A 13,485-nucleotide genomic window follows, 5' to 3' on the forward strand; every position below is an offset into this window, starting at 1 on the left:
TTTCATTCGCGGTTATTTGCATTGAAAAATGCTTTAAATTATACATTAGGTACGAAGAATTAACGATATGGTTCTATATGCCTATAAACAATTGTGGATTTATTGTCGATTAACGATTCATGTTGTTTTGGAGGGGAGCGGGTAGCATGAGAAAGAAACATCTACATTTATCTTTGACGGTTAAATTGGTATCCAGTGTCATCGTGTGCTTGCTTGCCATCTTCAGTGTCATGATTACACTGAACTTGAATCAGCTGCGGACGCTTGCCGTTACGAAAGGCGAGCAGGAGGGGCAAATTGCTGGAACGGATTTTATGATGTCGATTCAGCGGGAAATGACAGCAGTAGAATCGAAGCTAGAGACCTTGAAGCTCACTCTTCAGGAAACACGCAGTAAGCAGCAGCTGTCGCGGCAAACCGTCGTCGAGCTGTTGAAGACAATGGTCGAAAATGATCCGCGAGCGCTCGCCTATTATACGCTCTGGGAGCCAAATGCTTTTGACCAGAGCGATGAAGACAACATTAATTACACGACATACGATGATAAAACAGGCCGGTTTATTCCTTATGTTTTCCGCAATGGCAGTGGAACAGCGATTACGCCACTAACGGATTATACAGTGGAAGGTGCAGGAGACTATTATTTATTGCCCAAGCAGTCGAAAAAAACGACATATGTTGATCCGTATTTTTATGAAGTAGCAGGCCAGCAGACGCTTATTACATCGATCGTCGTTCCGATAATGGATCAAAGCGGCACCTTTCTTGGCATCGTAGGGGCTGATATATCGATTGAAAGCTTTCAAAAAGCAGCAGCTGAATATGCTCCGATGGGCGGGCATGTATCGCTCATAAGTGAAAAGGGGATGTATTTGGCTAATCCCAACGATCCAGCCACTTTAAATCAGCCTTTTGGCGATAATGCCGAAAAACAGGCTTTGCTGGATGATGTGATGAAAGGAACGCGCCTATCGGACTATACCCCGAATGCAGACGGAGACGAAGTGCTGCGGCTGTTCGAGCCGATCGCACTGCCAGGAAGCACCCAGTTCTGGTACAGCCAAAGCGTCATTCCGAAAACAGCGATTTTTGCAGAATTTACGGAGAGCCAAACGAGCCTGCTTATCGTTGCGATAAGTTCCATGCTTTTATTAGGTGTTATTATTTCTCTCCTGATTCGCTTTATGGTCATTCGCAAGCTGCAATTGTTTAATAAGGGCCTTGAAAAAATGGCCGAGGGCGACCTGACCCAGTCGATTGCTATTAAACAGCAGGATGAACTGGGCAAAATGGCTGCCTCCTTCAATAGCATGACCGAGAAGCTGAGGAGCATGTTCCAACTCGTGACGAATCTTGGAGTAGCCGTTAGTGAAACGTCGGAGCAGCTGACGGCTAGCGCTGACCAGACGAGCAAAGCGTCCGAGACGATTGCCGAATCCATTCAGACGGTGGCGATGGATGCCGAGTCGCAAAATCAGCATGCAGGCGGCACCGCCGAGGCGATGTATGCGATGTCCAGCCATGTTCAGCGGATAGCTGAATCGAGCGATCAGGTAGCAGCCTCTGCCAATGGCGTCGCGCTCCAGACGGCGGATGGTTATCAACTGATGCAGCAAGCTGTCCGGCAAATGGGACAAATCCAGCATTCGGTTTCCGAGACGGAAGCAGCGATTGAACGGCTTAATGAACGCTCGGCCCAAATCGGACAAATGACAGGCCTGATTACAGCGATCAGCGTACAAACAAATCTGCTGGCGCTGAATGCTGGCATTGAGGCTGCGCGTGTAGGCGAGCATGGCCGGGGCTTTGCAATTGTAGCGCAGGAGGTGCGCAAGCTGGCGGAGCAAACGAAGCAGGCTGCGGATCAAGTATCACAGCTTGTGAATGGCATCCGCAGCGATACGGAGCATGTGGCGCAAACGATGCAAAGAGGGTCCAAAGAAGTGGCCAGCGGCGCGCAAACCGTAGAAGGAAGCGGCGAGCTCTTCAATGCCATTATGAATGAAATGAGCGCGGTGAGCGGTCAAATTCAAGAGGTTTCGGCAGCGGCTGGACAAATGAATGCAAGCTCGCAGCAAATGACCGCAAGTGTTGAGCAAATGGCGGTTATAGCTGGCGATACCGCATCGAATTCCCATAATGTCGCGGCGGCCTCCGAGGAGCAGCTCGCGTCGATGCAGGAAATATCGGCGGCGGCTGAATCGCTGGACCATATGGTTCAGGAGCTGCTGGGAAAACTGTCGCAGTTTAAAATTTAAATTTTCTCCAAAAACCGTTATTCCCCTGCTGATTCAGCAGCGTGAATAGCGGTTTTTTGTCCATTTTCCTTAAAGTGGAATTTCCGATTGGCGGGCTTGGTCTAATTTGACATTGCGTTAACATAGCAAAGTATTTCCGTTGATGCTAAAGACCTATAGTAAAGGAAGAAGGACTCACGGAAGGATGATGACAAATGACGACTGCTGAGCTAGCGCATCCGATGGATATAAAGCTGGATATGGACGAATTAGAAGCCTGTCTTCCAGAGCAGCAGGCAGAAAATATCTTAACTGCAGAGGCAGCCGCTATGTGGCAGCAGGCAGACGCTCCATTGCAGCAGGCCGCCCAGCTTGCTGATTTTATTCGTCAGGCGCCGTTTGTACGGGAGGAGCGGACCTGCAAAGAGACGATAGCTGTCTTCAAGCAGCATCCCGAATCGGAATGTGTCGTCATTTGCGACGCCGCAGGCAGAGTGAAGGGACTCATGATGCGGAATCGTTTTTTTCTAAAGCTGGGCCATCGTTTTAGTGCGGACTTATATTATGAAAAGCCTATTACCGTCATGATGGATGCAGCCCCGCTCATTATAGATATGGACAGTGCACCGGAGCATCTCATTGAGCGGGCGCTTAATCGTCAGGAAAAAGTGCTCTATGATTGCGTGCTTGTAACAGAGGATGATAAGTTTACAGGCATCTTGACGGTTGCCGATTTGCTGAAGCTTTCCAAAAGGCTGCAGGAGGAAGCGGAGCAGGCCCAGCGCAGGACGATTCAATCTGCCGAAGAGCGAGTAAAGGAGATCGAATCAGCGATTCAAAGCGTGCGTGGCTCCACGGAGGAAGGAGAGGAGCTTTCGGTCCTGATGGTGGATTTGACGCTAAAGGGGAAGAACGAGCTGGATAAAGTAACGCAAGCATTCGTCTCTATCGCGGCCAATTCACAGCTTCAGGAGGAGCGGATGCGTGCGTTGCAAGCGGAGGCTGGCTCTATTAGCAAGGTGTCAGGGCTTATAAAGGACCTTGCAGAGCAAAGCAATTTGCTTGCGATTAATGCTTCGATTGAAGCGGCGCGGGCTGGCGAGCATGGGCGGGGCTTTGCGGTCGTGGCTGGAGAAGTGATGAAGCTGGCGAACCAGACGAAAACATCGGCTTCTACGATTACATCGCTTATTCAGACGATTATCCAGGAAATCGAACAAACGGCGCAGCTCGCGCAAAGCGGTAGATTGGAGACGGCATCAAGCGAAGCACATGTGCATGAGGTAGAAGGCGCGTTCAATAGCCTATTTCATGCGGCGGCTAACAATCGCAGCAATGCCGGGCAAATTGGAACATTGTCCGAGCGGGCTTATTTGCAAGTGCAGCATGTTGCAGACGAGATGAGCAGCCTGCAAAAAAGCCGGTTCTCCTAATTGGTCTACTTTTAACACTACGTTAACATAAATGCAATATAAGATTTACAAACAGTCTGTAACATATAGAAGCGTGGTGGAAAAGGCGTAACGGAATGAAAAGCTTGAGCTGGAGAAGCGTTAGCGTTCGCTTTTACCCTTGAATTTCTCCATTTAGTGGCTTATTCAAAGTAATTCAAGGGTAATGGCGATCGTAAGCCAAGCTTTTCATGCAGTGAAGCCTCCTTTCACCACACTTCTAGAACGGAACAGATTAGTTTCGTAATGAATCACATACAACCCATGAATAAGGGCTAAACGGGCAATGGAAAGCAATAAGGAGGAGAACGTTTGGAAGCGCTAATTAACATAGACAAGCTGAACCTGTACTACGGAGCGTTCCACGCACTGAAGAACGTATCGCTTACAATTCCGGCTAAGGCGATTACCGCCTTTATCGGGCCTTCCGGCTGTGGCAAATCGACCTTGCTGCGGACGCTTAACCGGATGAATGACATGATTCAAGGGACGAAGATTGAAGGCAGCATCATGATTGACGGACAAAATATTTATTCTAACGAAGTAGAGGTAGAGGCGCTGCGCCGTAAAATCGGCATGGTATTCCAGCAGCCGAATCCTTTTCCAAAGTCCATTTATGATAATGTGGCTTATGGTCCGCGCCTGCACGGCATTACAAACAAAAAAGAGCTTGATGAAATTGTAGAAACGAGCTTGAAATCCGCGGTGCTGTGGGGCGAAGTGAAGGATTCCTTGAAGCGCTCGGCACTCGGCTTATCGGGCGGTCAGCAGCAAAGGCTGTGTATCGCAAGAGCGATTGCGGTAAATCCGGATATTTTGCTGATGGACGAAGCGACATCGGCGCTTGATCCGATTTCCACCTTGAAAATCGAGGAGCTGACCCAGGAGCTGAAGGATAAATATACGATTGTCATGGTTACGCACAATATGCATCAGGCGGCTAGGGTATCCAATCAAACGGTATTTTTCCTGAACGGCGAGGTTGTTGAATATGCGGATACGGAAAAGCTGTTCTCCAATCCGACCGACCAGCGCACCGAGGATTATATTTCTGGACGCTTCGGCTAATGCCGAACACGCGGGCTCATGCGTTTTCCATGTAAAGATTGATCATTTGGGAGGAAAGTTAAAATGATGACAACACGCAAGGAGTTCGACCACGGTCTCGAGCAGCTTCATGATTTTGTAATAGAGATGGGGAATTTTGTTGAACATGCATTGGTCGAAGCCATCGAAGCTTTAAAAGCTGTTGATGTGGAGCGCGCGCAGCAGGTTATCGCCGCTGATCCTTCGCTCAATCAGCTGGAGGAGAAAGTAACGGAGCTTGGAGCAAAGCTCATTGCGACGCAGCAGCCGGTAGCGAAGGATTTGCGCCGTATATTATCTGCCTTCCGCATTGCCAGCGATCTGGAGCGGATGGGTGATCTTTCGGTTGATATTGCCAAGGTCGTATTGCGTATGGATGGGCAGGAACTAATTAAGCCGCTTATCGATCTTCCCCGCATGGCTGAAATTGTACAAATGATGACAACGGAATCTATCCAATCCTTCATCCAAGAAAATGTCGATCTCGCTTACAAAATGGCAAAGGATGACGATCAGGTCGATGCGCTGTACGGGCAAATTACCCGCGAGCTTTACTCCCTAATGATGGAAAATCCCCGCAATATTACGCAGTCCTCGCTGCTTAGCTTTGTTGGACGTTACTTGGAGCGCTTCGGCGACCACGCCACGAACATCGGTGAGAGCGTCGTCTACATTGTGACAGGCACAAGACCAGATTTGAACGTTTAGCCCAATAATCTAGTAATCTAGTGAAAAAGGTTCCATTTCCACGCTGCTGTGGAAATGGGGCTTTTTTTGTTTTATAAGCTGATTATTTCCAGCACCTGCTGCATAAAAGCTTGATCCCAGTGTTGGCTTCGCCAGCTTGCCATCATGGCCCACCGCGCTGCTTCATCGTCCAGCACGGCAAGCTTTAACCCAAGCTCCTCTAGTTTAGCCGCTTGCGGCAATAAGCATTCGGGCAAAATAGCAAGCGCTCCACAGGCCGCAGCGGTATTTATAAGCAGCTCTACCGATCCGAAGGAGGCATGCGAGGTTAAAGAATACTGGAATTTGCGGCTCCACTCATGAATGCGCTGAACGACGGAGCTGTCAGCAAGCTCGGCAAACTCATATTTTTCGAGCTGCGAAAAGAGTGATTGTTCTCCTGACCATTCATATAAAGGATGCTGCTGAGGAATAATAAGCCGGAGCGGCGAGGCACCCATCGTCTGATAGCGGAATTCGCCACCCTCTGCCTGCTGCTTTCCTGCTCCATACAAAATAAAGTCGATCGTTCCCAGATGCAGCTTCTGATAAAGCTCCTCCTCATCATGAACGGCGATGGAGATAACGGCGGCATGGCTGCCTGAGAGTGACCGCAGCTTTCCCATTGCGGCACTGCTCGTCAGGTAAGCAGCGGTGCTGGTCGTACAGCCGATTACAAAACGATTTTTCTCTGCCGCATGAATGGCACCAAGCCTCGACTCCGCCTCGCTATATAATTGGTCAATTTGCGAAGCATAATGAAGCAGCAGCTTTCCATTTTTCGTGAGCAGCACCTTCCCCGTTCGCATTTCGAACAGTTTGACGCCCCATTCCTCCTCCATTTTCTTCATATGAAAGCTGACGGTGGGCTGCTTAATTTGCAGGGCATTGGCCACCGCGGTGATCTGTTTATAGCGATCGATGAGGACCATTAACTTCATTTTTAACAAACTCATGAGCTGCCTCCTGAAATCTTTCATTTTATCTATATAATATCCGCATTCATAGAAAAAATCTATGAGATTTAATTGATAATTTTACAAACAGAAAACATTAGGTTAATGCCCCCGATCTACAATAGGTCTTGTGAAGCAAACAAGGTATTGAGAGGGGAAAATAAGAAATGAAGAAGTCTTTGATGTTGATTATGGCAATGGTACTGACATTTACACTGGCTGCATGCGGCCAAGCAAACAATGGAGGTACAACAGCTGGCAACACAACAAGCTCAAGCAGCCCATCCACAGAGCCATCCGCTGAACCGTCAGCTGAAGCATCTGGTCTAACAGGCTCGCTTCTTGCAACAGGATCCTCTGCACTTCAACCATTGGTTGACCAAGCATCGAAAATGTTTATGGAAAAAAACAGCGGCGTTACGATTCAAGTACAAGGCGGCGGCAGCGGTACGGGCCTGACGCAAGTATCCGAAGGACAAGCAAATATCGGCAACTCCGACGTTTATGCAGAAGAGAAGCTGGATGCAGATAAAGCAAAAGAATTGGTTGACCACCAAGTGGCAGTAGTCGCTATGGCAGCAGTTGTGAATAAAGAAGTAAAAGTAGACAACCTTACGAAGCAACAGCTGATTGATATTTTCACAGGCAAAGTAACGAACTGGAAAGACCTTGGCGGCGACGATGCAGCAATCGTTATCGTAAACCGTCCAGCAAGCTCCGGTACTCGCGCTACTTTTGAAAAATATGCACTTGGTCAGAAGTCCGAAGATCTTCAAGGCTCGATCCAAGAGGATTCGTCCGGTACGGTTAAGAAAATTATTGGCGAAACTCCAGGCGCTATCGGTTACCTTGCACTTTCATACCTGGATGATTCCATCAAAACAATTAGCTATGAAGGCGTTGCAGCTAACGTAGAGAACGTAGCAAACGGCACTTATCCAGTATGGGCTTATGAGCATATGTATACAAAAGGCGAGCCTGATGCAGCAGCAAAAGCTTTCCTGGAATACATGATGAGCGATGAAATCCAAAACGAAAAAGGCTTGGTTGTAGAGCTGGGTTACATCCCAACTAGCCAAATGCAGGTTGTTCGCGATATCGACGGCAACATTACTAAGAAGTAGTAGCTAATCATTCATAGGCCAGCACAAGAGGCGGATTCGCAATCTGCCTCTTTCTGGCTGTATAGAGGAGATCATTATGGCGCAAACGATACCGAAAAAAACAGCGGGCAATGGCCGTTCTGCGGGCAATAACCATTTTGTAGAAGAATGGGTCGGTAAAGTATATACAACCTTATGTGTCCTGTTTTTGGTTGCGACGATTATTGCCATGGTGTATTTTGTCGCTTCCCGTGGACTGAGCACCTTTTTTAAAGATCATGTAAACGTATTTGAGCTTTTAGGCGGTTTAAAATGGAGCCCGGAAGGATCCCCCCCATCCTTCGGTGCATTCCCGTTCATTTTCGGCTCCTTCAGCACGTCGCTGCTTGCGGCATTGCTTGCGGCACCGCTCAGCATTTGCGCTTCCATCTTTATGATTGAAATTACGCCGAAATTTGGACGCAAGTTTTTGCAGCCCGTTATTGAGCTGCTGGCGGGCATTCCATCCGTCGTATACGGCTTTATCGGTCTTAGCGTCATCGTGCCTTTATTCCGTGATATTTTTCCTGGACAAGGTTTGGGTGTAGCTGCGGGTGCACTTGTATTGTCCATTATGATTTTGCCAACGATGACGACGGTTGCGACAGATGCGCTCGCTTCCTTGCCTGCTGGACTTAAGGAAGGCTCTTACGCACTAGGTGCCACACGCTGGCAAACGATTTATCGCGTCGTCATTCCTACCACGCTTCCTGCGCTCATGACGGGTGTCGTGCTCGGTATTGCACGGGCATTCGGCGAGGCGCTCGCTGTACAGATGGTTATCGGCAACGCGCCCTTTGTACCGCGCTCCCTGTTTGAGTCGGCTTCGACGCTGACAAGCGCTATTACGCTCAGCATGGGCAACACGGCTGCTGGCTCCACGCATAACAATGCTTTGTGGTCGCTTGCGATGATTTTGATGCTCATGACATTCGTTTTCGTATTTATCGTACGCTGGCTGGAAGGCAGGTCTAAACTATGAAACCAAAAACAGTAGATAAAATTGCCACAGCCGTCATTATTTGCGTAGCTGCATTCATCGTGCTGCTGCTAATCGGCTTGCTCGGCTTCATTCTTGTGCGCGGGCTAGGCCATATCAGCTTCAGCTTCCTGACCTCGGCTCCTGAATCGTTCAGAGCAGGCGGAGGCATTGGGCCGCAGCTGTTCAACTCCTTGTTCCTGCTCGTGCTTACGATGATTATCACCGTTCCGATTGGGATTGGCGCAGGCATTTATATGAGTGAATATGCGAAGCCGAGCAAGCTGACTGATTTTATCCGGCTTGTCGTTGAGGTATTATCTTCGTTTCCTTCCATTATTGTTGGTTTGTTCGGTTTGCTTATGCTTGTCAATTATTTCGGTCTTGGCTTTTCCTTGCTGGCCGGTGCGCTTGCGCTCACCGTGTTCAATTTGCCGCTGATGGTGCGGATTACGGAGCAAGGCCTCAAAAGCGTGCCAAGAGAGCAGAAGGAAGCGAGCCTGGCACTGGGCTTGACGAAGTGGAAGACGATTACGTCCACCATGCTGCCCATCGCATTGCCGATTATTGTATCGGGCACGATTTTGGCTGCGGGCCGCGTATTCGGCGAAGCGGCGGCACTGCTCTTTACGGCTGGCATGAGCTCGCCTAGACTCGATTTTTCGGATTGGAACCCGTTCAGCCCGGTATCGCCGCTTAACCCTTTGCGTCCGGCTGAAACGCTTGCGGTTCATATTTGGAAAATCAATTCCGAGGGACTTGCTCCCGATGCTGCGGAAATTGCTGCTGGAGCTTCGGCTGTACTGGTCATCACCGTGCTGCTGTTTAATTTGATCGCACGCTGGCTAGGCCGCTTCATGTACCGCAAGTTTACCGCTACGAAATAGGAGGATGGCAGCATATGGCTGAAAATGGCATATCCGTACGCGATTTAAGCGTTTATTATGGCAGCAATAAGGCTGTTAAAAATGTATCGATCGATTTTGAAAATAAACAGGTTACGGCGCTCATCGGACCGTCCGGCTGCGGGAAATCGACTTTTTTGCGGACGCTGAACCGGATGAATGATTTGATTCCGAACGCTAAAATGACCGGAGAAATCTGGATTGGCGATGAGGATATCAACAATCCAAAAACCGATGTGGTGCTGCTGCGCAGACGCATCGGGATGGTATGGCAGCGGCCGAACCCTTTTCATAAGTCGATTTATGAAAATATTGCTTTTGGCCCACGCTACCACGGCATCAAAAATAAAAGTGAGCTCGATGAGCTGGTCGAGGAATCGCTGCGCAAAGCGGCGCTTTGGGAAGAGACGAAGGACCGCTTGCATACGTCGGCGCTTAGGCTGTCTGGCGGACAGCAGCAGCGGCTATGTATTGCCCGCTCTATTGCGGTCAAGCCGGACATTATTTTGATGGATGAACCAGCCTCGGCGCTTGATCCTATTTCGACCTCAAAGGTAGAGGAACTGATTACGGAGCTGAAGCAGGACTATTGCATCGTTATTGTCACGCACAATATGCATCAGGCGGCGCGGATTTCGGCCAAAACGGCGTTTTTCCTGTCCGGTGAGCTGGTGGAATTCGAAAATACAGAGAAAATGTTTACGAATCCCAGCAAAAAAGAAACGAGCGACTATATTTCAGGTCGTTTCGGGTGATCCCCTTGCATGCTTGCTTTCTGTATAGCTTCAATCGGGCCCTGTATGCCCCAGCAACAACTTCTGCCTGCTAAGCAAGCTGGTATGGAGTTGTTTTTTTGTACTTTAAAAGGTATGTGTAACAGACAGGCACGATAGCTAGCGTGCTGACTGCATCTAGGGCAAAAGTCTTGTGCTTTACAGATAGTTTACATGAATATGTTACTCTGCTCACATTTGGCTGGTAAGGTAGAAGCAGAACAACCAAGACTAAAGGGAGACCTGGCATGGACGATATGGCAATTGGTCTGATCCATATAGAACTGCTCCAAGTGATGAGGGAAAGCTGGCGGCTTGGGGGAATTGGCGTCATATATATCAGGCTGACAGAGGAACGAGCCTTGCCCGTAAAATGGTTGCGGATATGGGAGCGGAAGCTAAGGTCGTTCAGGCTGATCTGGAAGCACGGCTTTGAACAGGAGTATTATTTTATGCTCGGCAGCAATGGCTCGAAGCTTGCGCCTGAACAGGCGCTGAATGACAGTGCAGCGGAGCTGTATACACTCTTAAGCCGGGAGCAAAATGTTTTAGTAGGCCATGTGATCGCTTATCCGCCGACTGGGCAGAGTACTGCTGCGGCTGAACAAGCCGCATGGAAAGCTATAAGGGAGGCCTGTCGGCGAGCGGAACCGGTGTACAGCAGCATAGGGGGTTCAAGCCGTCAGGCTGATGAAGTGGCGATAAGCCCGAGCCTTGAGATGCAGCGGGAAACAACAGCTGTGCTGGCATTTGCAGATGGGCAAACTCAGCAGGAGATAGCTGTTGCGCTTGAACCGGAAGGGCAAGCAGGTAAGGACGAATCGGCGATCGCTTATTATGCAGCCCCTGGCATGAGCATTGGTGAGCAGGCAGCGCCGTTTCCCGTCTTCTCAGCGCAGGCACGCGTGGCGGAAATTTCCGATTTTTTCAATATGAACGGCAAGGAGCAATGCGTTATTTTACAGGAGGAGGGGCGCCCCGTCGGCTTGCTGATGAAGCAGAAGCTGCATGAGCTGCTAGCGGGGAAATATGGGCTGCCGCTTTATTCTACTCGTCCTGTTGAAAAAATTATGAATGCATCGCCGTTAATTGTGGACGCGGACATGCCGATAGAGCAGGTGTCTCAGCTGGCGATGGCGCGGGATATTTCCCATTTGTATGATGTCGTTATCATTACAGCGGGAGGCCAACTGCTTGGCGCAACGACGGTTCGCGATATTTTGGAGCGGATTACGACGCTGCGTATGGAGGCGGCAAGATCAGCCAACCCGCTGACGGGTCTGCCCGGCAATGAGGGCATTCAGCTGGAGCTGGCTCGCAGGAGCAGTGGCGACAAGCCGTTCGCCGTCATTTATGCGGACCTGGATTATTTCAAATGGTTTAATGATTGCTTTGGATTTAGCCAAGGCGACGCGCTTATTCGTTTTTTGGCTGATACGCTAGTTGGGATTAAGGAAGATTACGGGATGGCGGGCGATTTTATCGGGCATATCGGTGGTGATGATTTCATTATGGTAACGGAGGCCTCTTATGCTGAGAAAGTTTGCACCAGGCTGATTGAGCGTTTCGACGGCGGGGTAAAAAGGTATTACGGTGGAGTGGAAGTCAGCATGGTGGAGGATCGTCACGGCAACACAGTGGAGCAGGAAGGGGTTACCTTGTCCCTATCTTTAATGCTTGCTGCCGGCGGGACGACGCCTAGCCACATATCCACTCTAACAGCGAAGCTCAAGAAGCGTGCCAAGATGCAAAAAGGCAGTGTGTATGTCATGCAAGATATGGCTTTTTGCACACAAGAACGTAATGCTACAGAGGGGATCGAAGTGAGACGTGGGACATCATCAAGCGATATTGCAGCGAAGCAACCTTATAATGGATGATAAGCCGGAAAATATTGGCGTTATTTATTTGTCCTGGCACAGTGAGCAGTCGGCAGACACCTTTCAGCTACTGCCACCCTCCTTTATGAAGAGATGGAAGCTATACATAGAGATGATGCTTTATGCGAATCAGGAGACGGCTGCTCATGTGCGGGACAAGTTCTGGATGGGCGATGATTTGTATATTGTGATGGCTTTGCCAGACTTGCAGCAGCAGGAGCTGCAGGAGAATTTGCTGCAGGCCGCAGGCAAATGGCAGGAGGAAGCCGAGCGGGGGTTCAATGGAGCCGAGCTTGGGCTTATTGCGGATATGCGTCTGCATGCGGGCGTAGGCTTGGTTGAGCGAAGCGACACTGGAAGCCCGGTCTCCCGCCTGTACGAAGCCTCTAAGCGAGCGCTGCTATATGGCCAGCAAAAGGAATCCTTATCACGCGCCAAGCGGCTTCAATATATGAACGGTCTTATTCGCGGCAAGCTACTGATTCCCGTTTATCAGCCAATTATGTCGATTCAAGAAAGCGGCGGCGAGCTGACGACATTCGGATATGAGGCACTTACACGGTTCCCTAAAAATAAATGGTTTTCCAGTCCGATTGACCTGTTTTCTTTCGCAGAAGAGCTGGGAGAAGTTGCACGGCTGGACCAAACGGCGCGCGAGCAGGCAGTGGAGGGCAGTACCGGCCTTCAGTCGCACCAGAAGCTGTTTCTAAATATGACGGCGCAATTGCTAAATGAAGGAAGCTTTTATCCTGATCAGCTCGACAAAATGATGGAGCAGCGAGGCTTGTCGCCCCATCATATCGTATTTGAAATTACCGAGCGTTCGGGTATTGAGGATTATGGCTCGGTGCTTGCTATACTTGCGCAGTACCGCAGCCAAGGCTTTCAAATTGCAATCGACGACGTAGGCGCTGGTTACTCCTCGCTGCAGGCCATTATTGAGCTGCAGCCGGATTATATTAAAGTAGACCGCTCCCTCATTATGGGCATACATGAGCACGAAATGAAGGAGCATATTGTGCATACGCTTGTCCAGCTGGCTGACAAAATGGCCATTGGCATCATCGCCGAAGGCATTGAGCATCAAGCGGAGCTGGACAAAGTAAAGGCAATGGGCGTGCATTATGCCCAAGGCTACTTGCTAGGGCGGCCGGGCGAAATTGCCGACCTAGTTCAGCAGCGGTGACGGGATGAGAAAAGCTGTTTCTGAGCGATCCATATGGAGCTTGGAGAGAGCTTTTTTTTCACGAACAGGTAATGTCTTATATGCATGGCAACCTCGCTTATGCAAGCTGCGGCTGCGGGTTTTTAGGAATGTTGCCAGCGGGGCGCGAGAAGGAAGCAAAGGCA

At 49.6% G+C, this 13,485-nt stretch carries 11 protein-coding genes; 10 read left to right on the plus strand and 1 reads right to left on the minus strand.

Going from position 1 to position 13,485, the window contains the following annotated elements:
- The first annotated feature begins 146 nt into the window (after window positions 1-146).
- From AC50YG_RS12935 to phoU, 4 genes are all read left to right on the plus strand, one after another.
- Window positions 147-2,258: a methyl-accepting chemotaxis protein gene (locus tag AC50YG_RS12935; RefSeq protein ID WP_494827248.1), complete on the plus strand. Its 2,112-nt coding sequence runs from the start codon at window positions 147-149 to the stop codon at window positions 2,256-2,258.
- Window positions 2,259-2,452: 194 nt separating this feature from the next.
- Entirely contained in the window at window positions 2,453-3,670 is a 1,218-nt protein-coding gene (locus tag AC50YG_RS12940) for a methyl-accepting chemotaxis protein (protein ID WP_494827249.1), read from the plus strand.
- Window positions 3,671-4,000: 330 nt separating this feature from the next.
- The gene (gene pstB / locus AC50YG_RS12945) at window positions 4,001-4,756 is read left to right on the plus strand and encodes a phosphate ABC transporter ATP-binding protein PstB (protein WP_473755282.1); all 756 of its coding nucleotides are present in this window, start codon (window positions 4,001-4,003) and stop codon (window positions 4,754-4,756) included.
- Between the two features lie 66 nt (window positions 4,757-4,822).
- Complete coding sequence (gene phoU / locus AC50YG_RS12950; RefSeq protein WP_473755344.1) at window positions 4,823-5,482, plus strand: phosphate signaling complex protein PhoU; 660 nt, start codon at window positions 4,823-4,825, stop codon at window positions 5,480-5,482.
- Between the two features lie 71 nt (window positions 5,483-5,553).
- On the opposite strand, the gene AC50YG_RS12955 is transcribed toward phoU, so the two are convergent.
- Entirely contained in the window at window positions 5,554-6,456 is a 903-nt protein-coding gene (locus AC50YG_RS12955; protein ID WP_494827252.1) for a LysR family transcriptional regulator, read from the minus strand.
- A 167-nt stretch (window positions 6,457-6,623) separates the two neighbouring features.
- Here AC50YG_RS12955 and AC50YG_RS12960 point away from each other — a divergent pair, with 167 nt between their 5' ends.
- The 6 genes from AC50YG_RS12960 (at window position 6,624) to AC50YG_RS12985 (ending at window position 13,321) form a co-directional block, all read left to right on the plus strand.
- Window positions 6,624-7,580 (plus strand): phosphate ABC transporter substrate-binding protein PstS family protein, encoded by a 957-nt coding sequence (locus AC50YG_RS12960; RefSeq protein WP_473755280.1) that lies wholly within the window; start codon window positions 6,624-6,626, stop codon window positions 7,578-7,580.
- A 76-nt stretch (window positions 7,581-7,656) separates the two neighbouring features.
- Window positions 7,657-8,580 (plus strand): phosphate ABC transporter permease subunit PstC, encoded by a 924-nt coding sequence (gene pstC, locus AC50YG_RS12965; RefSeq protein WP_494827254.1) that lies wholly within the window; start codon window positions 7,657-7,659, stop codon window positions 8,578-8,580.
- Complete coding sequence (gene pstA, locus AC50YG_RS12970; protein ID WP_473755278.1) at window positions 8,577-9,464, plus strand: phosphate ABC transporter permease PstA; 888 nt, start codon at window positions 8,577-8,579, stop codon at window positions 9,462-9,464. Before pstC ends, pstA begins: the two co-directional genes overlap by 4 nt.
- Before the next feature lie 14 nt (window positions 9,465-9,478).
- Complete coding sequence (pstB, locus tag AC50YG_RS12975; protein ID WP_056030197.1) at window positions 9,479-10,237, plus strand: phosphate ABC transporter ATP-binding protein PstB; 759 nt, start codon at window positions 9,479-9,481, stop codon at window positions 10,235-10,237.
- Between the two features lie 266 nt (window positions 10,238-10,503).
- The gene (locus tag AC50YG_RS12980; protein WP_494827257.1) at window positions 10,504-12,135 is read left to right on the plus strand and encodes a GGDEF domain-containing protein; all 1,632 of its coding nucleotides are present in this window, start codon (window positions 10,504-10,506) and stop codon (window positions 12,133-12,135) included.
- Complete coding sequence (locus tag AC50YG_RS12985) at window positions 12,086-13,321, plus strand: EAL domain-containing protein (protein WP_494827259.1); 1,236 nt, start codon at window positions 12,086-12,088, stop codon at window positions 13,319-13,321. The genes AC50YG_RS12980 and AC50YG_RS12985 overlap by 50 nt, the downstream gene beginning before the upstream one ends.
- Window positions 13,322-13,485 lie beyond the last annotated feature (164 nt).

It is taken from the genome of Paenibacillus sp. J31R34, assembly GCF_059383715.1.